The sequence below is a fragment of the Pseudorhodoferax sp. Leaf265 genome, assembly GCF_001422365.1.
Taxonomy (GTDB): Bacteria; Pseudomonadota; Gammaproteobacteria; order Burkholderiales; family Burkholderiaceae_C; genus Pseudorhodoferax.
In genome coordinates this window covers 56,164-78,275 of the sequence record NZ_LMMT01000008.1, presented here as the reverse complement: position 1 = coordinate 78,275, position 22,112 = coordinate 56,164, and the positions used below count along the sequence as shown (strand labels likewise).

At 67.3% G+C, this 22,112-nt stretch carries 22 protein-coding genes; 1 reads left to right on the top strand and 21 read right to left on the bottom strand.

The window, feature by feature from the left end:
• Positions 1–112: 112 nt before the first annotated feature.
• Positions 113–793: an RlmE family RNA methyltransferase gene (locus tag ASF45_RS09430; RefSeq protein WP_056660499.1), complete on the bottom strand. Its 681-nt coding sequence runs from the start codon at positions 791–793 to the stop codon at positions 113–115.
• 20 nt (positions 794–813) lie between these two features.
• Between ASF45_RS09430 and ASF45_RS09425 the strand changes: the two genes are divergently transcribed.
• Complete coding sequence (locus tag ASF45_RS09425) at positions 814–1,296, top strand: YhbY family RNA-binding protein (protein WP_056660496.1); 483 nt, start codon at positions 814–816, stop codon at positions 1,294–1,296.
• On the opposite strand, the gene ASF45_RS09420 is transcribed toward ASF45_RS09425, so the two are convergent.
• The 20 genes from ASF45_RS09420 to pyrH form a co-directional block, all read right to left on the bottom strand.
• Complete coding sequence (locus ASF45_RS09420) at positions 1,297–2,424, bottom strand: aminotransferase class V-fold PLP-dependent enzyme (RefSeq protein WP_056660493.1); 1,128 nt, start codon at positions 2,422–2,424, stop codon at positions 1,297–1,299.
• 2 nt (positions 2,425–2,426) lie between these two features.
• The gene (locus tag ASF45_RS09415; protein WP_056660490.1) at positions 2,427–2,855 is read right to left on the bottom strand and encodes a DUF4149 domain-containing protein; all 429 of its coding nucleotides are present in this window, start codon (positions 2,853–2,855) and stop codon (positions 2,427–2,429) included.
• 10 nt (positions 2,856–2,865) lie between these two features.
• Positions 2,866–3,345, bottom strand: a complete 480-nt coding sequence (gene greA, locus ASF45_RS09410) for a transcription elongation factor GreA (RefSeq protein WP_056660487.1) — start codon at positions 3,343–3,345, stop codon at positions 2,866–2,868.
• Between the two features lie 66 nt (positions 3,346–3,411).
• Positions 3,412–4,281 (bottom strand): Kdo hydroxylase family protein, encoded by an 870-nt coding sequence (locus ASF45_RS09405; RefSeq protein WP_056660484.1) that lies wholly within the window; start codon positions 4,279–4,281, stop codon positions 3,412–3,414.
• Positions 4,282–4,299: 18 nt separating this feature from the next.
• Complete coding sequence (carB, locus tag ASF45_RS09400; protein ID WP_056660481.1) at positions 4,300–7,542, bottom strand: carbamoyl-phosphate synthase large subunit; 3,243 nt, start codon at positions 7,540–7,542, stop codon at positions 4,300–4,302.
• The gene (gene carA / locus ASF45_RS09395) at positions 7,535–8,719 is read right to left on the bottom strand and encodes a glutamine-hydrolyzing carbamoyl-phosphate synthase small subunit (protein ID WP_056660478.1); all 1,185 of its coding nucleotides are present in this window, start codon (positions 8,717–8,719) and stop codon (positions 7,535–7,537) included. Before carA ends, carB begins: the two co-directional genes overlap by 8 nt.
• A 222-nt stretch (positions 8,720–8,941) precedes the next feature.
• Complete coding sequence (locus ASF45_RS09390; RefSeq protein WP_056660475.1) at positions 8,942–9,706, bottom strand: RNA methyltransferase; 765 nt, start codon at positions 9,704–9,706, stop codon at positions 8,942–8,944.
• Positions 9,703–10,344: a ribonuclease HII gene (gene rnhB / locus ASF45_RS09385; RefSeq protein ID WP_056660472.1), complete on the bottom strand. Its 642-nt coding sequence runs from the start codon at positions 10,342–10,344 to the stop codon at positions 9,703–9,705. The genes ASF45_RS09390 and rnhB overlap by 4 nt, the downstream gene beginning before the upstream one ends.
• Positions 10,316–11,446: a lipid-A-disaccharide synthase gene (gene lpxB, locus ASF45_RS09380; protein ID WP_056660469.1), complete on the bottom strand. Its 1,131-nt coding sequence runs from the start codon at positions 11,444–11,446 to the stop codon at positions 10,316–10,318. Before lpxB ends, rnhB begins: the two co-directional genes overlap by 29 nt.
• 32 nt (positions 11,447–11,478) lie before the next feature.
• Complete coding sequence (gene lpxA, locus ASF45_RS09375) at positions 11,479–12,267, bottom strand: acyl-ACP--UDP-N-acetylglucosamine O-acyltransferase (protein WP_056660466.1); 789 nt, start codon at positions 12,265–12,267, stop codon at positions 11,479–11,481.
• 16 nt (positions 12,268–12,283) lie between these two features.
• Positions 12,284–12,724 carry a 3-hydroxyacyl-ACP dehydratase FabZ gene (gene fabZ, locus ASF45_RS09370; RefSeq protein WP_056660463.1) on the bottom strand — a complete coding sequence of 147 codons (441 nt, stop codon included), beginning with the start codon at positions 12,722–12,724 and terminating at the stop codon, positions 12,284–12,286.
• Positions 12,725–12,737: 13 nt separating this feature from the next.
• Positions 12,738–13,721, bottom strand: a complete 984-nt coding sequence (lpxD, locus tag ASF45_RS09365; protein WP_056660460.1) for a UDP-3-O-(3-hydroxymyristoyl)glucosamine N-acyltransferase — start codon at positions 13,719–13,721, stop codon at positions 12,738–12,740.
• Positions 13,722–13,741: 20 nt separating this feature from the next.
• Positions 13,742–14,263: an OmpH family outer membrane protein gene (locus ASF45_RS09360; protein ID WP_056660457.1), complete on the bottom strand. Its 522-nt coding sequence runs from the start codon at positions 14,261–14,263 to the stop codon at positions 13,742–13,744.
• A complete protein-coding gene (gene bamA, locus ASF45_RS09355) occupies positions 14,263–16,560 on the bottom strand; it encodes an outer membrane protein assembly factor BamA (protein ID WP_056660454.1) in 2,298 nt (765 codons plus the stop codon). The genes ASF45_RS09360 and bamA overlap by 1 nt, the downstream gene beginning before the upstream one ends.
• A 58-nt stretch (positions 16,561–16,618) precedes the next feature.
• On the bottom strand, positions 16,619–17,974 hold the full coding sequence (gene rseP, locus ASF45_RS09350; RefSeq protein ID WP_056660451.1) for an RIP metalloprotease RseP: 1,356 nt from the start codon (positions 17,972–17,974) through the stop codon (positions 16,619–16,621).
• Positions 17,975–17,984: 10 nt separating this feature from the next.
• Positions 17,985–19,157 carry a 1-deoxy-D-xylulose-5-phosphate reductoisomerase gene (ispC, locus tag ASF45_RS09345; protein WP_056660448.1) on the bottom strand — a complete coding sequence of 391 codons (1,173 nt, stop codon included), beginning with the start codon at positions 19,155–19,157 and terminating at the stop codon, positions 17,985–17,987.
• Positions 19,154–19,984, bottom strand: a complete 831-nt coding sequence (locus ASF45_RS09340) for a phosphatidate cytidylyltransferase (protein WP_056660445.1) — start codon at positions 19,982–19,984, stop codon at positions 19,154–19,156. Before ASF45_RS09340 ends, ispC begins: the two co-directional genes overlap by 4 nt.
• 10 nt (positions 19,985–19,994) lie before the next feature.
• The gene (gene uppS / locus ASF45_RS09335; protein WP_255357781.1) at positions 19,995–20,705 is read right to left on the bottom strand and encodes a polyprenyl diphosphate synthase; all 711 of its coding nucleotides are present in this window, start codon (positions 20,703–20,705) and stop codon (positions 19,995–19,997) included.
• Between the two features lie 37 nt (positions 20,706–20,742).
• The gene (gene frr, locus ASF45_RS09330; RefSeq protein ID WP_056660442.1) at positions 20,743–21,303 is read right to left on the bottom strand and encodes a ribosome recycling factor; all 561 of its coding nucleotides are present in this window, start codon (positions 21,301–21,303) and stop codon (positions 20,743–20,745) included.
• A gap of 57 nt (positions 21,304–21,360) precedes the next feature.
• A complete protein-coding gene (gene pyrH / locus ASF45_RS09325) occupies positions 21,361–22,083 on the bottom strand; it encodes a UMP kinase (RefSeq protein ID WP_056660439.1) in 723 nt (240 codons plus the stop codon).
• Positions 22,084–22,112: the final 29 nt, after the last annotated feature.

Sequence of the window (22,112 nt, the reverse complement as noted above, 5' to 3'; positions counted from 1 at the left end):
TACGACAGACAGCGGCGACAGCGACACTGGGGCGTACTTGCGCGCCATTTTAGGCATTTCAAGGGGGCGGCACGGGCACCAAACCCGCGTCAGCCATAGCTGCAGCAAGGGTTTAAGCCGGTTTTTCACCGGTTGGGGCCGCCTTGAGCCCGATACCGACCAGGAATGTCTCGGAGGACTTGTCGCGCGAGGCCTTGGGCTTGATGGGCTTGACGACCCGGAACGCGCTGCGGAACAGCTGGACCAGTTCGGCGTAGCCGCTGCCATGGAACAGCTTGACCACCAGGGCACCCTCCGGTTTCAGGTAGGTCTGGCAGAACTCCACCGCCAGCTCCACCAGATGGGCGATGCGGGCAGCATCGGCAGACTCGATGCCCGACAGGTTGGGCGCCATGTCGGACACCACGACATCGGCCTGGCGGCCGCCCATGGCGGTGTGCAGCTGCTCCAGCACCTCGGGCTCGCGGAAGTCGCCCTGCAGGAACTGCACGCCCTCGATCGGCTCCATCGGCAGGATGTCCAGCGCGATGATGGTGCCATTGAGCTCGCCCACGGCCGCGCCCTGGGGCGACAGGCGCCGCCGCACATACTGGCTCCAGGCGCCGGGCGTGGAGCCCAGGTCCACCACGAGATGGCCGGGTTGCAGCAGCTTCAGGCCTTCGTCGATCTCCTTGAGTTTGTAGGCCGCGCGCGCGCGGTAGCCCTCCTTGCCGGCGAGCTTGACGTAAGGATCGTTGACATGGTCGTTCAACCATGCCTTGTTGACCTTCTTCGATTTGGTCTTGACTTTCATGCAGACGGGATAATACGGGGATGCCCCAAATTCAACTCACCCCCGCGCAACGCAAGGTCCACCGCGCCGAGGCCCACCATCTGGACCCCGTGGTCATGGTCGGCGGCGACGGCCTGACGCCCGCGGTGGTGCGCGAGACCGATCTCGCGCTCAACGCGCATGGACTGATCAAGGTGCGCGTGTTCTCCGACGACCGCGTCGCACGCGAGGCCATGTACCAGCAACTGGCCGACGAACTCAGCGCCGCGCCGATCCAGCACATCGGCAAGCTGCTGGTGCTGTGGCGGCCCAAGCCCGAAGTCGAACGCGAGCGTGCGGAGGACGAGGACCGCATGCCCGGCCCGCGCGACGTGAAGATCCTCAAGTTCAGCAAGCGCGGCGGCCAGCGGCCCGAGGTCAAGACCCTGCGCGTGCTCGGCAACCAGCGCCTCACGGCCGGCGGCAAGGTCAAGCGCGCCAAGCCCAAGCCACCGACCAGCGTCAAGAAGCGCAGCCAGACCTAATCACAGCACCTTGTCCAGCGCCGTCGCCAAGTGGCCGACGGTGCGGTCCACGTTCTGCCACTTCTCCAGGCCGAACAGGCCGATGCGGAAGGTGCGGAAGTCCGCCGGTTCGTCGCACTGCAGCGGCACGCCCGAGGCAGTCTGCAGGCCGACGGCCAGGAATTTCTTGCCGCTCTGGATCTCCGGGTCGGTCGTGTAGCTCACCACCACGCCCGGCGCCTTGAAGCCCTCGGCCGCCACGCTGGGCAGGCCGCGCGACTCCAGCAGCGAACGCACCTTGCCACCCAGTTCGATCTGCGCCTGGCGCACCGCATCGAACCCGATTTCACGCGTCTCCAGCATCACATCGCGCAAGCGCACCAGCGCGTCGGTCGGCATGGTCGTGTGGTAGGCGTGCTGGCCCTTCTCGTAGCCCTCGGCGATCTGCATCCACTTCTTGAGGTCGCAGGAGAAGCTGCTGCTGGTCGTGCCTTCGATGGCCTCGCGCGCCCGCGCGCTCAGCATCACCATGGCGCAGCAGGGCGAGCTGCTCCAGCCCTTTTGCGGCGCGGAGATCAGCACGTCGACGCCGGTGGCCTGCATGTCCACCCACATGGCGCCCGAGGCCACGCAGTCCAGCACGAACAGCGCGCCGACCTCGTGCGCGGCCGCGCTGACGGTGCGCAGGTAGTCGTCCGGCAGCAGGATGCCGCTGGCCGTTTCCACGTGCGGCGCGAACACCACCTTGGGTTGCTCGGCGCGGATCGTGGCCGCCACCTCCTCGGCCGGTGCCGGCGCCCACGCCGCTTGCGGGCCATCGCCCACGCGGCGCGCCTTGCAGACCACGGCGCCACCGCCCAGACCGCCTGCGTCGAAAATCTGGCTCCAGCGGTAGCTGAACCAGCCGTTGCGCACGATCAGCACCTTCTCGCGGTTGGCGAACTGGCGGGCCACGGCCTCCATGCCGAAAGTGCCGCTGCCGGGCACCAGCACCGCGGTGTGGGCGTGGTAGACCTGCTTGAGCGTGGACAGGATGTCTTGCACCACGCCCGTGAAGCGCTTGGACATGTGGTTCAGCGCGCGGTCGGTGTAGACCACCGAGAATTCCAGCAGGCCGTCCGGGTCGACATCGGGCAAGAGTCCGGGCATGGTCAGTCTCCTTCTTGGGATGGGGGCGCAGGGTGCGCCAGTTGCCACAGCGTGATGCTGGCACAGAGCCATTGCAGCAGCAGCATGCCGCTGCCCAGGTTGTGCCAGAGCTTGAGATTCTCACGCGCCACGATGCGCGGCGCGACCGCGAATTCCACCACCAGTGCCAGCAACAAACCGCCCAGCACCCAGGGCAGCACGGGCCGCGCCCAGGCTGCGGTGCGGTCGGCATCACGCGGGCGCGAGGCCATCAGAATCAGCAGGCAGCAAGCCAGCGTGGCCCAGGTCTGGGCGCTGAACAGCCGCGCCGCGGCACCACCGGCCAGGGCCGGGCTGGGCAGCTGCATGAACAGCAGTGGCACGATCCAGAACAGTGCCGTCAGGCTGCCCCACCACAGGGCGGCCGCCAGCAGCGGCACGCGCGCGCGCATCGGTCCGCCGTCAGATGTAGCGGACGCCGACGACCTCGTAGTGCTTGATGCCGCCGGGCGTCTGCACCTCGGCGCTGTCGCCCTCGCTCTTGCCGATCAGCGCGCGTGCGATCGGGCTGGAGATGTTGATACGGCCCAGCTTGAGGTCGGCCTCGTCCTCGCCGACGATCTGGTAGGTCACGGCCTGGCCGCTGTCCTCGTCTTCCAGGTCCACGGTGGCACCGAACACCACCTTGCCGCCAGCATTGAGTTCGGCCGGGTCAATAACCTGGGCCACGGACAACTTGCCCTCGATCTCCTGGATGCGGCCTTCGATGAAGCCCTGGCGGTCCTTGGCGGCGTCGTAGTCGGCGTTCTCCGACAGGTCACCCTGCGCCCGCGCTTCGGCGATCGCATTGATGATGAAGGGGCGGTCCACGGTCTTCAGGCGGTGCAGTTCGGTCTTCAAGGCCTCGGCGCCGCGCCGGGTCACCGGAAAGGTGGTCGTCATGTTTTCAGGGTCTCCAAAAGCAAACCGCCGAACGTCGCCGTTCGGCGGTTGGAAGGTGAGAGGGGATCAGACGAGTGTTCGTCCGGTCAGCCGGCTCAGAATCGCCAGCGGGCTTGCGGCCGGATTGTATTGGCTCGCCGCCGGCAGATGCAGTGTCTGCTCGGCCATGAACTGGCCCGACATCACCGCGTGCGAAGTCTGGTCGGAGAAGCATACCCAGACCGAGCCTGGCGGGAAGGGCACGGTCTGCTGCGGCGCGCTCTGCTGGTAGTCCAGGTCGGACTTCATCGCGTCGTGCAACTGCAGCATCAGGTGGTCGTACTCGCTGCGCAGCGACTTGGTCACGCGCAGCGCGCGCAGGGCCTTGGCCTGCCAGCGCACGTAGGGCTTGAGCCGGGGCAGGAAGCGCTCGGCCACGGTCTCGAAGGGCTCGCCCACGCGCCAGACACGCGGCGCGCCGTGGGGGTTCAGGTTGGTGAAGACGCGCAGGATGCGCTCGCCGTAGTTGGGCCGCGACGGGAAGGCGTCGACATGCAGGCGCTTGTCGTCCGCACGCCAGGACTGCGTGCGCGTCTCGACCTGCGCGGGCCGAAAGCTCGTGGGCGCCATGCGCAAGGCCGCACCGTAGGCCGGCAGCAGCCCATCCACGAGCTGGCGCGCCTGGCTGCGAAAACGCGCGACCATGGCAGCCGTGGCCTGCTGCTTCCCGGCGTCGCCGGCCGCGCCCTTGAGGCGCCCTGCGGCGTCCAGGCTGATGTTGCGCGAGCCTTCGGCCAGCAGTGCCGGATCCAGCAGGCGTTGCTCATCGGCCAGCAGCTCGAAGCGCAGGCGCGGGAAGTACAGCACCTTGCCCGCCTCCAGCGCAGCGATCCAGTCGTCGTTGGACCGTGCCCTGGTCCAGTCAGACAGGTCCAGTTCCACCAGTTGCGACGTCATCGGCTGGCCCTCACCCGATCACGCCAGCTGCGCGTGCATCTCCTGCACCGAGATCACATCGAGCTGGTCCAGGTAGCGCATGCCTTCGACAGCGGCCTCGGCACCGAAGATGGTCGTGAACGTGGTCACGCGCGCCAGCAGGGACGAGGTGCGGATGGCGCGGCTGTCGGCGATCGCGTTGCGGCGCTCTTCCACCGTGTTGACCACCAGCACGATCTCGTTGTTCTTGATCATGTCGACCACATGCGGCCGGCCTTCGGTGACCTTGTTGACGGTCTTGCAGGCCACGCCCGCGGCCGTGATGGCCTGGGCCGTGCCCTTGGTCGCCACGACGCTGAAGCCCAGCGCCACCAGCGCACGCGCCACTTCCACGGCGCGCGGCTTGTCACTGTTCTTGACCGTCAGGAAGGCGGTGCCCGAGCGCGGCAGCTTGGTGCCCGCGCCCAGCTGGCTCTTCACGAAGGCCTCGCCGAAGGTCTTGCCCACGCCCATGACCTCGCCCGTGGACTTCATCTCCGGGCCCAGGATGGTGTCCACGCCCGGGAACTTCACGAACGGGAACACGGCTTCCTTGACGCTGAAGTACGGCGGCGTGACTTCCGCACCGATGCCTTGCGCGTCCAGCGACTGGCCGGCCATGCAGCGCGCCGCGACCTTGGCCAGCTGGATACCGGTGGCCTTGGACACGAAGGGCACCGTGCGGCTGGCGCGCGGGTTGACTTCCAGCACGTAGATCACGTCCTGGCCGTCCTTCTGCTGGATGGCGAACTGCACGTTCATGAGGCCGACCACGTTCAGGCCTGCGGCCATGGCCGCGGTCTGGCGCTTGAGCTCGTCCACCGTGGCCTTGCTGATGTAGTACGGCGGCAGCGAGCAGGCGGAGTCGCCGCTGTGCACGCCGGCCTGCTCGATGTGCTCCATCACGCCGCCGATGAACACGCGTCCCGTGGCGTCGCGCACGGCGTCCACGTCGCACTCGATGGCGTCGTTCAGGAAGCGGTCCAGCAGCACCGGGGAGTCGTTGCTGACCTTGACGGCCTCGCGCATATAGCGCTCCAGGTCGCGCTGCTCGTGCACGATTTCCATCGCGCGGCCGCCCAGCACATAGCTCGGGCGCACCACCAGCGGGTAGCCCAGTGCGGCGGCCTTCTCCAGCGCCTCGGGCTCGGCCCGGGCCGTGGCGTTCGGCGGCTGGCGCAGGTTGAGGTCGTGCAGCAGCTTCTGGAAGCGCTCACGGTCCTCGGCCGCGTCGATCATGTCGGGCGTGGTGCCGATGATGGGCACGCCGGCCGCTTCCAGGCCCAGCGCGAGCTTGAGCGGGGTCTGGCCGCCGTACTGCACGATCACGCCAACCGGCTTTTCCTTCTCGACGATCTCGAGCACGTCTTCCAGCGTCAGCGGCTCGAAGTACAACCGGTCCGAGGTGTCGTAGTCGGTCGACACGGTCTCCGGGTTGCAGTTGACCATGATGGTCTCGTAGCCGTCCTCGCGCATCGCCAGCGCCGCGTGCACGCAGCAGTAGTCGAACTCGATGCCCTGGCCGATGCGGTTGGGGCCACCGCCCAGCACCATGATCTTCTTCTTGTCGGTCGGCTCGGCCTCACACTCGTCCTCGTAGGTCGAGTACATGTAGGCCGTGTCGGTCGAGAATTCGGCCGCGCAGGTGTCCACGCGCTTGTAGACGGGGCGCACGCCCTGCGCATGGCGCGCGGCGCGCACAGCGTTCTCGTCGGTCTTGAGCAGCTTGGCCAGGCGGCGGTCGGAGAAGCCCTTCTTCTTCAGCAGGCGCAGCTCGTCGGCCGTGACCCTGGACAGCGCCGCGGCGCCGTGCTCCTCGGTGTGCTTGTCCAGATCGAGTTCGATCTTGATGATCTCCTCGATCTGCACCAGGAACCACTTGTCGATCTTGGTCAGCGCATGGACTTCGTCCAGCGTCCAGCCGGAAGCGAAGGCATCGCCTACGTACCAGATGCGGTCGGGGCCGGGCTCGCCGAGTTCCTCTTCGAGCACCTCGCGGTCCTGCGTCTTCTGGTTCATGCCGTCCACGCCGACCTCCAGGCCGCGCAACGCCTTCTGGAAGCTCTCCTGGAAGGTGCGGCCCATGGCCATGACCTCGCCCACGCTCTTCATCTGCGTGGTCAGGTGGCTGTCGGCGGCCGGGAACTTCTCGAACGCGAACCGTGGGATCTTGGTCACCACGTAGTCGATGCTGGGCTCGAAGCTGGCGGGCGTGGCACCGCCCGTGATCTCGTTGCGCAGCTCGTCCAAGGTGTAGCCGATGGCCAGCTTGGCCGCGACCTTGGCGATCGGAAAGCCCGTGGCCTTGGAGGCCAGTGCCGAGGAGCGCGACACGCGCGGGTTCATCTCGATCACGACCATGCGGCCGTCGGCCGGGTTGATCGAGAACTGCACGTTGGAGCCGCCCGTGTCCACGCCGATCTCGCGCAGCACCGCCAGCGAAGCGTTGCGCAGGATCTGGTATTCCTTGTCGGTCAGCGTCTGCGCCGGCGCCACGGTGATGGAGTCGCCCGTGTGCACGCCCATCGGGTCCAGGTTCTCGATCGAGCAGACGATGATGCAGTTGTCGGCCTTGTCGCGCACGACCTCCATCTCGTACTCTTTCCAGCCGAGCAGCGATTCTTCGATCAGCAGCTCGCTGGTCGGCGAGGCTTCCAGGCCGCGCTTGCAGATGGTCTCGAATTCCTCGGCGTTGTAGGCGATGCCGCCACCCGTACCACCCAGCGTGAAGCTGGGGCGGATCACGGTCGGGAAGCCGACGGTCTTCTGCACGCCCCAGGCCTCGTCCATGGTGTGCGCGATGCCCGACCGGGCCGAGCCCAGGCCGATCTTGGTCATCGCGTCCTTGAACTTCAGACGGTCCTCGGCCTTGTCGATGGCCTCGGGCGTGGCGCCGATCAGCTCGACCTTGTACTTGTCGAGGACGCCGTTGCGCCACAGGTCCAGTGCGCAGTTCAGCGCGGTCTGGCCGCCCATGGTCGGCAGGATGGCATCCGGCCGCTCCTTGGCGATGATCTTCTCGACCGTCTGCCAGGTGATGGGCTCGATGTAGGTGACGTCGGCCGTGGCCGGGTCGGTCATGATCGTCGCGGGGTTGCTGTTGATCAGCACCACGCGGTAGCCCTCCTCGCGCAGCGCCTTGCAGGCTTGCACGCCGGAGTAGTCGAATTCGCAGGCCTGGCCGATGACGATGGGGCCGGCGCCGATGATGAGGATGCTCTTGAGGTCTGTGCGCTTAGGCATTCTTCGCCTCCGCCTTGAATTTTTCCATGGACTGCGTGAAGCGGTCGAAGAGGTAGCCGATGTCGTGCGGGCCGGGCGAGGCTTCCGGGTGGCCCTGGAAGCAGAAGGCCGGCTTGTCGGTACGGGCCAGACCCTGCAGCGTGCCGTCGAACAGGCTCACGTGGGTGGCGCGCAGGTTGGCCGGCAGCGTCTTCTCGTCGACGGCGAAGCCGTGGTTCTGGCTCGTGATCGACACGCGGCCGTTGTCCAGGTCCTTGACCGGGTGGTTGGCACCGTGGTGGCCGAACTTCATCTTGAAGGTCTTGGCGCCCGAGGCCAGGGCCATGATCTGGTGGCCCAGGCAGATGCCGAAGGTCGGGATGCCGGTCTCGATCAGCTGGCGCGTGGCCTCGATGGCGTAGTCGCAGGGCTCCGGGTCGCCAGGGCCATTGGACAGGAAGATGCCATCGGGCTTGAGCTTGAGCACATCGGCCGCGGGTGTCTGCGCCGGCACCACGGTGATGCGCGCACCACGCTGGGCCAGCATGCGCAGGATGTTCTTCTTGACACCGTAGTCGAAGGCGACGACGTGGAACTTGGGCGTGATCTGCACACCGTAGCCCGCGCCGAGCTGCCACTCGGTCTCGGTCCAGCTGTAGGTCTCGCGCACCGAGACGACCTTGGCCAGGTCCAGGCCCGACATCGCCGGCGCAGCCTTGGCCTGGGCGATGGCGGAATCGATGTCCTTCTGGGTGACCGTGCTGCCGGCGGCCAGCGCCACGATGGCGCCGTTCTGCGCGCCCTTGGTGCGCAAGTGGCGTGTGAGCTTGCGCGTGTCGATGTTCGCGATGGCGACCGTCTTGCCGGCGACCAGGTACTGGCTCAGGCTGGCATTGCTGCGGAAATTCGATTCCAGCAGCGGCAGATCCTTGATGATCAGGCCGGCGGCGTGGATCTTGTCGGCCTCGATGTCTTCGGCATTGGTGCCGTAGTTGCCGATGTGCGGATAGGTGAGCGTGACGATCTGCTGGCAGTAGCTCGGATCGGTCAGGATTTCCTGGTAGCCGGTCATCGACGTGTTGAACACGACTTCGCCGACGGTTGCGCCAGTGGCGCCGATCGAGTTGCCGATAAAGACCGTGCCGTCAGCTAGCGCCAGGATCGCGGGCGGGAAGGATCCCTGGAGGGATGAAAGCACTGGGTTCTCCGGATGGTGACGGTCGCCCGGCGCCCTCGACAAGCACCTGGAGTGCTTCCCTGGACTGCTGCTTTAAGGGGATGTGGCGGTGGATGCGGCCGGCGACGCGATTGCGAAAAAGCCCACGATTGTAGCGCGGGCCGCCAGCGTGCCCGCCAGCCGGGGAGCTGTGCCGGAGCGCAAACCTGGGATTTACCCTAGGTCCCACATGCCAACCGGCGCTCAGGGCCGGGGCGCGCTCGCGTACAGGCAAATGGCGGCCGCCGCCGCCACGTTGAGCGACTCCTCGCCGCCCGGCTGGGCGATGCGGACGTGCAGGCCGGCGCGCGCCTGCAGCGCCGGCGACACGCCCTGCCCTTCGTGGCCCATGAGCCAGGCACAGGGATAGGGCGGCGCGGCCGCATGCAGCCACTCGCCCTGGTGCGAACTGGTGGCCACCAGCGGCACCTGCAGCGCGGCTACCGCATCCTCGCCCGCCGCCTCGATCAGGCGCAGGCCGAAATGGGCGCCCATGCCGGCGCGCAACACCTTGGGCGACCACAGCGCGGCCGTGCCGGCCAGCGCCAGCACCTGGCGAAAACCGAAAGCACCCGCGCTGCGCAGGATGGAGCCGACGTTGCCGGCGTCCTGCAGCCGGTCGAGCACCACGGTGGCGGCTAGCGGGTCCAGCGCCGGCGTGGCCGGCAGCGCGAGCACGCAGGCGAAACCGGCCGGCGATCCCAGCCCGCTGAGCTGGCTCCACAGCGCATCGGCCACCAGCAGGCGCGGAACGTTGGCATTCAAGCCCAGGGCTGCGGCCGTGGCCTCACCCTGCTCGGACATCACCAGTTGCGCGGGCTGCCAGCCGCGTGCCAGCGCGGCGCGGCACAGGTGCTCGCCCTCGATCCAGATGCGGCCCTGGCGCCGGTAGGCGCCGTTCTCCTGCGCGAGCCGGCGCAGCTCCTTGAACTGCGCGTTCTCGCGCGAGCGGATTTCCAGCAGGCTCATGGAGCCACCACCGTCACGGCGCGCACACCGGCCGCGCGCACGGGCGCGAAGGACTGGCGGTGCCAGGCACAGGCCCCATGCAGGCGCAGCGCTTCCAGGTGTGCCGCCGTGCCATAGCCCTTGTGGGCATCGAAACCGTACTGCGGGAACTGCGCATGGATCTGGCCGCACCAGCGGTCGCGGTGCACCTTGGCAAGGATGGACGCGGCCGAGATGGCCGGCACCAGTGCGTCGCCCTTGACCACGGCCTCGGCCAGCACGTCGAGCACGGGCAGTTGGTTGCCGTCCACCAGCACGCGCACGGGCTTCAGGCGCAGGCCTTGCACGGCGCGCTGCATGGCCAGCAAGGTGGCCTTGAGGATGTTGAGCCGGTCGATCTCCTCGACCGAGGCCTCGCCGATCGCGCAGCACAACGCCTTGGCGCGGATCTCGTCATACAGGCGCTCGCGGCGCAGCGCCGTCAGCGTCTTGGAATCGGCCAGACCCTCGATGGGCTGGCGCTCGTCCAGGATCACGGCCGCGGCCACCACAGGCCCGGCCAGCGGCCCGCGGCCCGCCTCGTCCACGCCCGCCATCAATCCTGGTGCGGCCCAACCCAGCACCTGCTGTTCAGCCCGCAAGAAGTTTTTCGATCGCATCGCTCGCCAACCGTGCCGTATCCCGCCGCAGTTCCAGATGCAGCGCAGTGAAGCGCTGTTCCAAGGCCGCGATTGTCTCCGGCGCCGCATCCCGCGCCTGCAACCAGTGTTCCAGCGCCGCGGCCAGCGCCTCCGGTGTGGCCGCATCCTGGATCAACTCGGGCACCACGGTGTCACGGCACAGGATGTTGGGAAGGCCGATCCAAGGCATCAGGTTGCGTCCACGCATGAGCCAGTACGACAACCGGTTCATGTGGTAGGCGATGACCATGGGCCGCTTGTACAAGGCCGTCTCCAGCGTGGCCGTGCCGCTGGCCACGAGCGCCACGTCGCAGGCCGCCAGCACGGTGTGTGACTGGCCGCGGACGACCTGCAGGCGCGCGCCCAGGCCGGCGGCATCGGCCAGGCGGCAGATTGCGGCCTCCTGCGGCGGCACGGCCGGCACCACGAACTGCAGGGCTGGCCGGCTGCGCAGCAGCGTGCGTGCCGCGGCGAAGAAGCGCGCGCCCATCTGCTGGACCTCCGAACCACGGCTGCCTGGCAGCACGGCGACCACGCAGGCCCCGTCCGCCAAGCCGAGCTGCAGCCGCGCAGCCGCGCGGTCCGGCTCCATCGGGATCACACTGGCCAACGGATGGCCGACATACGTGGCAGGCACGCCATGCGCAGCCAGCAACTCCGGCTCGAACGGAAAGATGCACAGCACATGGTCGGCGCTGCACTTGAGCGTCTCAACCTTCTTCGCGCGCCAGGCCCAGAAGGAAGGGCTCACGAAGTGGACCGTGGGAATTCCGGCGGCCCGCAGCCGGGCTTCCAAGCCGAAGTTGAAATCGGGGGCGTCGATGCCGATGAAGATGTCGGGCCGCTCGCGCAACAGCCGGTCGCCCAGTTCGCGCCGGATCGCCAGCAACCGGCGCAGGTGCGGCACCACCTCCAGGTAGCCGCGCACGGCCAGAGTCTCGCTCGGCCACCACGGCTCAAAGCCACGCGCCTGCATCTGGTGCCCGCCAATGCCCATGGACTGCATGGCCGGCCAGCGGGCCCGTAGCCCGTCGAGCAGCAGCCCGGCCAACAGATCACCCGAGGCCTCGCCGGCCACCATCGCGCAGCGCCGCGCCGAAGCCGCAGCCATCGCTAGCGCGCGATGCCGACGCTGGAGCTGCGCAGAAAGCCCAGCATGTTCGCCACATCGCCCGCCGCCTCGGGGTAAGACGCCGTCAATGCCTCGATGCCGGCCAGCGCTTCGTCCAGCGTCTTGCCCTGGCGGTAGAGCACCTTGTGCATCTCGCGCACCGCGGCCTGGCGGTCGGCGGAAAAGTCGCGCCGGCGCAGGCCGACGAGGTTCACGCTGCGCACCTGCAGCGGATTGCCGTCGACCACGAGGAAGGGCGGCACATCCTTGTTCACATGGCTGGCGAAGCCGATCATCGCGTGGTCGCCGATGCGCATGCGCTGCAGCACACCGGTCAGCCCACCGATGGTGACATGGTCGCCCACCTGCACATGGCCAGCCAGCGTGGCGTTGTTGGCCATGGTGGCATGGCTACCGACCTGGCAGTCGTGCGCGATGTGCACGTAGGCCATGATCCAGTTGTCGCTGCCGATGCGCGTGACACCGGCGTCCTGCACGGTGCCCAGGTTGAAGGTGCAGAACTCGCGGACGACATTGCGGTCGCCGATCACGAGTTCGGTCGGCTCGCCTGCGTACTTCTTGTCCTGCGGCACGGCGCCCAGCGAGGCGAACTGGAAGATCCGGTTGTCGCGTCCGATGGTGGTGCGCCCCTCGATCACGCAGTGCGGACCGACCTCGGTGCCGGCGCCGATGCGCACATGCGGGCCGATCAGGCTGAACGCACCGATCCGGACCGAGGCATCGAGCTCGGCCGCAGGGTCGACGATGGCGCTGGGGTGGACATGGGCCATGTGGCAGGTCCCCCGCTCAGGCCACCTTGCGCATGGTGCACATCAGCTCGGCTTCGCAGGCGATGGTCTCGCCCACGCTGGCCGTGCCTTTGAACTTGTAGATGCCGGCCTTCTGGCGCAGCAGTTCCACATCCAGGACCAACTGGTCGCCCGGCTCCACGGGTCGCTTGAACCGTGCCGCGTCGATGCCGGCGAAGTAGTAGACCGTGTTGTCGTCCAGGTCCTTGCCACTGCTGGCGAAGGACAGCAGCGCCGCGGCCTGGGCCATGGCCTCCAGCATCAGCACACCCGGCATCACCGGCCGGTTCGGGAAATGGCCGACGAAGTACGGCTCGTTGATCGATACGTTCTTGAGCGCCTTGATGCGCACGTCCTTCTCGATCGACAGCACGCGGTCCACCAGCAGGATGGGGTAGCGGTGCGGCAGCTTCTTGAGGATTTGGTGGATGTCCATCATGTCGTCGTCTTCTCTATTCACCACGGGCGGGCAGTTGGCGCTCCAGCGCACGCAGGCGCTCGCGCAGGCTGGGCAGCTGGCGCAGCGTTGCCGCGGACTTTTCCCATTTGCCGAACTCGTCCAGCGGGTACACCCCGCCATACGCACCCGCCTTGCGGATGCTGCCCGTGACCGATGCGCCGCCACCGATGTGCACATGATCGACGATGGTGGCGTGGCCGGTGATTTTGGCCGCACCGCCGATGGTGCAGTGCTCGCCGACCGTGGTGCTGCCGGCAATCGCGGCGCTGCCAGCGATGGCCGAATGCCTGCCGATGCGCACGTTGTGCGCAATCTGGATCAGGTTGTCGAGCTTGACGCCGTCTTCGATCACGGTGTCACCCAGCGCGCCGCGGTCGATGCAGGTGTTGGCCCCGATGTCGACGTCGTTGCCGATGCGCACCGCGCCCAGCTGTTCAATCTTCTCCCAGCGGCCCGCGTTCGGCGCGAAGCCGAAGCCGTCAGCGCCGATCACCGCGCCGGGCTGGATGGTGCAGCGCTCGCCGATGCTGCAGCGTTCACCCACTGTCACGCGTGAGGTCAGCACCGTGTCCGCACCAATGCGCGCGCCGCGCTCGACCACGCACAGCGGGCCAATCCAGGCGCTGGGATGCACTTCGGCCTCGGCGTCGACTACGGCGCTCGGGTGCACGCCTGCCGGGTGTGCTGGCATCTGCGTGCGCTTCCACAGCTGCGTCAACCGCGCGTAGTACAGGTAAGGATCGTCCGTGACGATGCAGGCGCCACGCGCCTGGGCCTGATCGCGCAAGCCCGGGCCGACGATCACGCAGGCCGCCTGGCTGGGCGCCAGTTGCGCGACCAGTTTGGCGTTGCTCAGGAAGGTGATCTGCCCTGCACCGGCAGAAGCTAGCGGTGCCAGGCCTTCTATGGCCACGGAGCGCTCGCCATGCAGCTCCCCACCCAGCGCGTCGATGATCGCGCCAAGGTCCAGAGCCACGTCAGGTCGGCAAGTCCCGCTCACTTGGTGGGGTTGGCCGCGTTCAAAGCCTTGATGACTTTGTCGGTGATGTCGTGCTTGGGATTGATGTACGCGGCCTCCTGCAGGATGGCGTCGTACTTCTCGGTCTCGGCGACCTGCTTGATGATGCGGTTGGCCTTGTCGATGACCTGCTGCAGCTCTTCGTTCTTGCGCAGGTTCAGGTCTTCCTGGAACTCGCGGCGCTTGCGCTGGAAGTCGCGGTCCTGCTCCGTCAGCTGGCGCTGGCGTGCCGCGCGCTGGCTTTCGGCCAGGGTCGGGGCCTCGCGCTCGAACTTTTCAGAGGCGGCCTTGAGCACATTGCCGGCATCCATCAAGTCCTTCTCGCGCTTGGAGAACTCGGCCTCCAGCTTGCCCTGTCCGACTTTGGCCGGATTGGCTTCGCGCAACAGGCGGTCGATGTTGACGAACCCGATCCGGAAGTCTTCAGCCTGCGCTTGGGCTGCCAGTGCCGCCAGCCCCAGCAACAGGGCGGCTCCGAACGGACGCAAAAAAGTCTTCATCAAAACGACGTACCTATCTGGAATTGCAGTTTTTGGATTCTATCGCCCGCGAACTTGCGCACCGGATTGGCGAGGGCCAAGCGCAGCGGACCGACAGGGGAAATCCAGCTCACGCCCACACCGACGGAGGCGCGCATGCTGCTGAGCTCGAACTTGTCGTCTTCACCGTACACGTTGCCCACGTCGACGAAGCCGTACATGCGCAGCGTGCGGTCGTTGCCCGCGCCGGGGAATGGCGTCAGGATCTCGGCGTTCAGCGTGACCTTCTTGCTGCCGCCGATGACGGAGCCGGTCACGTCGCGCGGACCCAGCGTGCCCTGCTCGAAGCCGCGCACCGACCCCAGGCCACCCGAGTAGAAATTCTTGAACACCGGGAATGGCCGGCCCGACAGCCCCTTGCCGTAGCCCAGCTCGCCGTTGAAGGCCAGCGTGTACTGCTTGTTCAAGGGGATGAATTGCTGGTACTGGTAGCTGCTGCGCACATAGCGTGTGTCGCCGAACAGGCCGACCTCGGCGTTGACCTTGTTCAGCGTGCCGTTGGTCGGCACCAGCGTGCTGTCGCGGCTGTCACGCTGCCAACCGACAGACAGCGGGACCGAGTAACTGGTGTATCCGAACTTTTCGCCATAGGCGAGGTAGGCCGCCGGGATGTTGGTGCCCGGCTTGATGGTCGTGCGTTCCAGCGTGCCGCCGAAGTAGACCGTGTCGACCTCGCTGAACGGCACACCGAAGCGCACGCCCGCGCCCGTGGTCTCCAGCTGGTAATTGCCACCCTGGTCGTTGTAGGGCCGCGAGTTGCGGTGGAACAGGTCCAGGGACAGGGACACACCGTCGGTCGTGAAGTACGGGTCGACCGTGTTCAGCACGATGGCGCGGTTGTACTTGCTGGTGTTGATGTCCAGGCCCAGGTAGTTGCCCGAACCGAAGGCGTTTTCCTGCTTGATGCCGAAGGACAGCGCGAGCTTCTCGGCGCTGGAGAAGCCGGCACCCATGGTCAGGCTGCCGGTGGGCTTCTCGGCCACGGTGACCTGCAGGTCGACCTGGTCCGGCACGCCCGGCACCTCCAGGGTTTCCATGTTGACTTCGGTGAAGTAGCCCAGGCGGTCGACCCGGTCGCGCGACAAACGGATCTTGTTGCCGTCGTACCAGGACGATTCGAACTGGCGGAACTCGCGGCGGATGACTTCGTCGCGCGTGCGCGTGTTGCCGACCACGTTGACGCGGCGCACGTAGGCGCGCCGCGAGGGCTCGGCCGTCAGCAGCAGGGCCACGCTGTTGTTGCTGCGGTCGATGTCGGGCCGCGCCTCCACGTTGGCGAAGGCGAAACCGTAGTTGCCGAAGTTGTCGCGGAAGGCCTTGGTGGTCTCGGCCACGCGGTCGGCGTTGTAGGCCTCGCCGGGGCGGATCGTGATCAGCGACTTGAACTCGTCGTCGCGGCCCAGGTAGTTGCCCTCCAGCTTGACGCTGGACACCACGTAGCGCTCACCCTCGGTGATGTTGAGCACGATGGCGATGTCTTCCTTGTCGGGCGAGATCGCCACCTGGGTCGACTCGACCTGGAACTCCAGGTAGCCGCGCGACAGGTAGTACGAGCGCAGCGTCTCGATGTCGGCATTGAGCTTGGCGCGCGAGTAGCGGTCGGACTTGGTGTACCAGCTGAGCCAGCCACCGGTGTCGAGCTCGAACAGGTCGCGCAGCGTGCCTTCGCTGAAGGCCTTGTTGCCGACGATGCGGATTTCCTTGATCTTGGCCGGATCGCCTTCGGTCACCGTGAAGGTCAGGTTCACGCGGTTGCGCTCGATCGGCGTGACCGTGGTGACGACCTGCGCGCCGTACAGGCTGCGGTTGATGTATTGGCGCTTGAGTTCCTGCTCGGCACGATCGGCCAGAGCCTTGTCGAATGGCCGGCCTTCAGTCAGGCCGATGTCGCGCAGGGCCTTCTTCAGGGCATCCTGCTCGAACTCCTTGGTTCCGGCGAAGGTGACGTCAGCCACCGTGGGGCGCTCTTCGACCACCACCACCAGCACATCGCCATTGACCTCGATGCGCACATCGGTGAACAGGCCCAGCCCGAACAGGGAACGGATCGCCGAGGCCCCCATCTCGTCGGAATACGTGTCGCCCACCCGCAGCGGCAACGATGCGAACACAGTGCCGGGCTCCACGCGTTGCAAGCCTTCGATGCGGATGTCACGCACCTTGAATGGGTCAACCGCCCAAGCCTGGTTAGCCACCAACATCAGGCCCAGGGCCGTGGTCAGTGCGCGCATGCGAAAGCGATGGATGGAATGTTTCATGGATAAGAAGGAGAGCCGACGGCGCTGGCCGGGCTACGCGGCCAACCGCGATGCCGGGTCAGCCGAAGATTCGTGTCACGTCGTTGAACAAGGCGATGGACATCATCACGAGCAGCAAGGCGACCCCGGTGCGCTGCATGCGTTCCATCCATGCATCCGACACGCCTTTGCCGGTCACGGCCTCCCAAAGATAATACATCAGGTGACCCCCATCCAAGACCGGGAGCGGCAGCAGGTTCAGCACCCCCAGGCTCACGCTGATCAGGGCCAGGAACACCAGATATTGCGTCAATCCCAGGCTGGCGGACTTGCCCGCGTAGTCGGCGATCGTGAGCGGGCCACTGAGGTTTTTGAGGGAGGCTTCGCCGATGACCATGCGGCCCATCATGCGCAGCGTGAGGGCCGACACCTCCCAGGTCCGCACCACTCCGTTCCACAGCCCATCGATCGGACCATGGCGCACCGTGACCATGGCCGGCGGCGCGCCGACCATGGCGCCGATGCGGCCGATCCAGGCCTCTCCCTCGCGCAGGGCCTGCGGCGTGACCTCGATCTCCTGGCGCTGGCCGGCGCGCTCGATGCGCCAGCGCTGTGTGAGCGGCTCCTCGCCGCGCACCGAGGCGCGGATGGTCTCGCGCAGTTGCGGTCCGTCGACGATGGGCGTGCTGCCGATGGCCAGCACCACATCGCCGCTCTGCAGGCCGGCCTTGGCGCCGGCGCCGTCGGCAACGACCTCGCCGATGACGGGCTGGGTCCAGGGCGAGACGATGCCGATGCGCCGGAACAGATGGGCATCGGCCTCGCGCACGCCCATCTGCGCGAGCGGCAGCACGAGCTCGCGCATCGCGCCCTGCGCCTCGAGTTCGAGCCGCACATCGTGCCCGTCCAACGCGCCGCGCGTCAGCAGCCAGCGCAGCTCCTCGAACGAGCGCAGCGGCTGCAGCGTGTCGCCGTCCCAGGCACCGCGCAGCACGCGCTCGCCGCCGCGCACGCCAGCCTGCTCGGCCATGGAGGCCGGCACCGGGCTGGCCAGCACGGCCTGCGGCTCCTGCACGCCGCTCCAGTTGACCAACGCATAGAGCAGCACGGCCAGCAGCAGGTTGGCGGCGGGGCCGGCGGCGACGATGGCGGCGCGCTTGCCCACGGTCTGGGTGTTGAAGGCGCGGTGGCGCTCGGCCGGATCGACCGGGCTTTCACGCTCGTCCAGCATCTTGACGTAGCCGCCCAGCGGAAAAGCGCCGATGACGAACTCGGTCGGCGAGCCCTTGGGCTGCCAGCGCCACAGCACCTTGCCGAAGCCGATGGAGAAGCGCTCGACCTTGACGCCGCAGGCCACGGCCACGCGGTAGTGGCCGTACTCGTGGACCGCGATCAGCAGGCCCAGTGCAACGATGAAGGCCACGACGGTCAGCATGGGAATCCTTTCAAAGCCGGGCGATGTGCCCGTGCGCGTGTTCGCGCGCCAGCGCATCGAGCGCCAGCAGGTCTGCCAGCGACCCGGGCTTGGAGGGGGCCAGGCCCTCCAAAGTTGCATGGTTGAGCTGGTGGATCTGGTCGAAGCGGATGCGCCGGTCCAGGAAGGCGGCCACCGCCACCTCGTTGGCGGCGTTCAGCACCGCACAGGTGCCAGCGGGCGCCCGCAGGGCCGCCCATGCCAGGGCCAGGCAGGGGAAGCGCGCGAGGTCGGGCACTTCGAAGGTCATGGCCGCCATGCGCGCGAAGTCCAGCCGCGGCGTTCCGCTCTCGATGCGCTCGGGCCACGACAGGCCGTAGGCGATGGGCACGCGCATGTCGGGCGTGCCCAGCTGGGCCATGACCGAGGCGTCGTGGAACTGCACCATCGAATGGATGATCTGCTGCGGATGGATCACGACCTCGATCTGCTCGGGCGTCACGCCGAACAGGTACTTGGCCTCGATGACCTCCAGCCCCTTGTTCATCATGGTGGCCGAATCGACCGAGATCTTGCGGCCCATGGCGAAGTTCGGGTGCGCGCAGGCCTGCTCGGGCGTCACCTCGCGCAGCGTGGCCGGGTCGCGCGTGCGGAATGGCCCGCCCGAGGAGGTCAGCATGATCTTCTCGATGCGCCGGCTCCAGGTGGCGGGATCCTCAGGCAGCGACTGGAACACGGCCGAGTGCTCGCTGTCGATCGGCAGCAGCAGCGCGCCGCCGGCCTGCACGGCATCCAGGAACACCTGGCCGCCGACGACCAGCGCCTCCTTGTTGGCCAGCAGCAGGCGCTTGCCCGCGCGTGCCGCCGCCAGGCAGGGCGCCAGACCCGCAGCGCCGACGATGGCGGCCATCACGGCATGCACATCCGGATGTGCGGCGACCTCGGCAATCGCCTCGGCACCGGCCATGACCTCGACCGGCAGGCCCTCAGCACGGACGCGCTCGCCCAGCCGGCGCGCCGCTTCGGCATCGGCCATCACGGCGAAGCGAGGCCGGAACTGCGCGCATTGCTGCAGCATGCTCTCGACCTGGGTCGCCGCCGTCAGCGCGAACACCTCGAAACGCTCCGGATGCCGGGCCACCACATCCAGGGTGTTGGCGCCCACGGAACCCGTGGAGCCCAGAATACTCAGCCGCTGCCTCATGCCACCACGCAGTACAACATCATTGCCAAGGGGAGCGTCGGCAGCAGTGCATCAACACGGTCCAGCACACCACCATGACCGGGCAGCAACCCGCTGCTGTCCTTGACGCCGGCGCTGCGCTTGATCAGCGACTCGACCAGGTCGCCAACCACGCTCATCGCGCACAGGAACAGCACGGCCAGAGGCATCAGCCAGGGCATGCCGGTCCAGAGCCGGCTGAACAGGTTGTTGCCCGACGGGCCGTCGACCAGGACCCAGCCCGCAGCCAGCAACAGCACGCCGACGGCACCCCCATAGACGCCCTCCCAGCTCTTGCCCGGGCTGATCGCGGGCGCCAGCTTGCGGCGCCCGAAACTGCGGCCTGCGGCGTAGGCGCCGATGTCGGCCATCCAGACCAGCGTCAGCACCGAGAGCAGGAAACCGATGCCGATCACGCGCGCCTGCACCACGGCCAGCCAGGCCAGGCACAGTGCCAGCAGCCCACCAAGGATGCGCAGCAGGCGCGGAATCGGTGCCCAGCCCGGCACGCCGCCACGGATCAACAACACCGCCGCCAGCACCCAGGCGCCGCCGGCGAGGGTCCAGAGCGCGAGCGATGGCCGCACCAGCCAACCGGCCTGCCACATCGCGGCGCACAGGGCGGCGGTCACCAGCGCCAGCGCGCAGGCACCGGCCTGGCCCATCTGGTTGAGGCGGCCCCACTCCCAGCCCGAGGCGGCGATCATCACGAGGGCGACGATGCCGAACGGCGTGGGATCGGCGTAGAACAGCGCCGGCAACAGGACGGCCAGTAGGACCAAGGCGGTGATGATGCGCGTGCGCAGCATGGCGCAGGCCTCAGGCAGCCTGGTTGGCGACGACTTGCTCGGAGGTCTTCCCGAAGCGGCGCTCGCGCCGGCCGTAAGCCGCAATGGCGTCGTCCAGTGCCGCAGGGTCGAATTCGGGCCACAGCTTGTCGCTGAACACGAACTCCGAGTAGGCCGACTGCCAGAGAAGGAAGTTGCTGATGCGGAATTCGCCGCCCGTGCGGATCACGAGGTCCGGATCCGGCACATGGGCCAACGCCATGGCACGGCTCAGGCTGGCTTCGGTGATGGCCTCGCCGGCCGCTGCCAGGCGCTGCGCGGCCTGGGCGATGTCCCAGCGGCCGCCATAGTTGAAGCAGATGTTCAGCACCAGACGCTGGTTGCCTGCGGTTTCGCGCTCTGCCTGCTCCAGGCCACCGCGCACCTTGTCGGACAGCGCATGCAGCGCACCCACGAAGCGCAACTGCACGCCGTTGGCCTTGAGCGGTTTCACTTCCTTGGCCAGCACGCTGACCATCAAGGACATCAGGCCGGAGACCTCGTCCTGCGGCCGGTCCCAGTTCTCGGACGAGAACGCGAACACGGTCAGCACGCGCACGTCGCGGTCCAGGCAGGCCTGCACACAGCGGCGCAGCGACTCGACACCCTGCCGGTGGCCGGCCACGCGCGGCAGGAAGCGTCGCGTCGCCCAGCGGCCATTGCCGTCCATGACGATGGCGATGTGGTGCGGCACCACGCTCACGCGCCAGTCTCCTGCAATTGGCCAGGCTGCTTGCGCATCAAACCGCCAGCAGGTCCTGTTCTTTGGCCGCCACGATGTGGTCGACGTCGGAGATGTGCTTGTCAGTGACCTTCTGGATCTCGGCCTCGGCACGCTTTTGCTCGTCCTCGGAGGCCAGCTTGTCCTTGACCAGCTTCTTGACGGCTTCGTTGGCGTCGCGGCGCAGGTTGCGGATCGCGACCTTGGCGTTCTCGCCTTCGCTGCGCACAACCTTGGTCAGTTCCTTGCGGCGCTCCTCGGTCATCATGGGCATGGGCACGCGGATCAGTTCGCCCATGGACGCAGGATTCAGCCCCAGATCGCTTTCGCGGATGGCCTTCTCGATCTTGGCACCCATGCCCTTTTCCCAGGGCTGCACGCTGATGGTGCGCGCATCCAGCAGCGACACGTTGGCCACCTGGCTGATCGGCACCATGGAGCCGTAGTAATCGACCTGCACCACGTCCAGCAGCGCCGGGTTGGCGCGGCCCGTGCGCACGCGCGCCAGGGCGTTCTTCAGCGAGGCCAGGGACTGGTCCATGCGGCTGTCCGCCGCGCTCTTGATGTCTGCAATCGTCATGCTCTCTCCGGCTTCTTGGGAGTCTGGCCAGCGGCGCTAACAGCCGCAGCGCCAGCCTCAGGCGTAGACCAGGGTGCCTTCGTCTTCACCCAGCACCACACGCTTGAGCGCGCCGTGCTTGAAGATCGAGAACACCTTGATCGGCAGCTTCTGGTCGCGGCACAGCGCGAACGCGGTGGCATCCATGATGCCCAGATTCTGCGAGATCGCCTCATCGAACGAAATCCTGCTGTAGCGCGTGGCCGTCGGGTCCTTCTTCGGGTCGGCGGTGTACACGCCATCCACCTTGGTCGCCTTGAGTACCAGCTCGGCACCGATCTCGGCACCCCGCAGCGCGGCGGCGGTGTCGGTGGTGAAGAAGGGGTTGCCAGTACCGGCGGCGAAGATCACGACCTTACCCTCTTCCAGGTACTGCAAGGCCTTGGGGCGCACATACGGCTCGACCACCTGCTCGATGGCAATCGCCGACATGACACGGGCGATCAGGCCGGCCTTGTCCATGGTGTCGGCCAGGGCCAGCGAGTTCATGACCGTGGCCAACATGCCCATGTAGTCGGCCGTGGCACGGTCCATGCCAACGGAGCCACCTGCGACGCCGCGGAAGATGTTGCCCCCGCCGATCACCACGGCGACCTGGACGCCCAGGCGCGTGATCTCGGCCACCTCCTCGACCATGCGCACGATGGTGGCACGGTTGATGCCGAAGGCATCGTCACCCATCAGGGCCTCTCCCGACAGCTTCAACAAGATGCGCTTGTGGGCTGGCGCGGGAGTGGGCATGGGCAATTCCTTCAGATGGTGCAAATGGG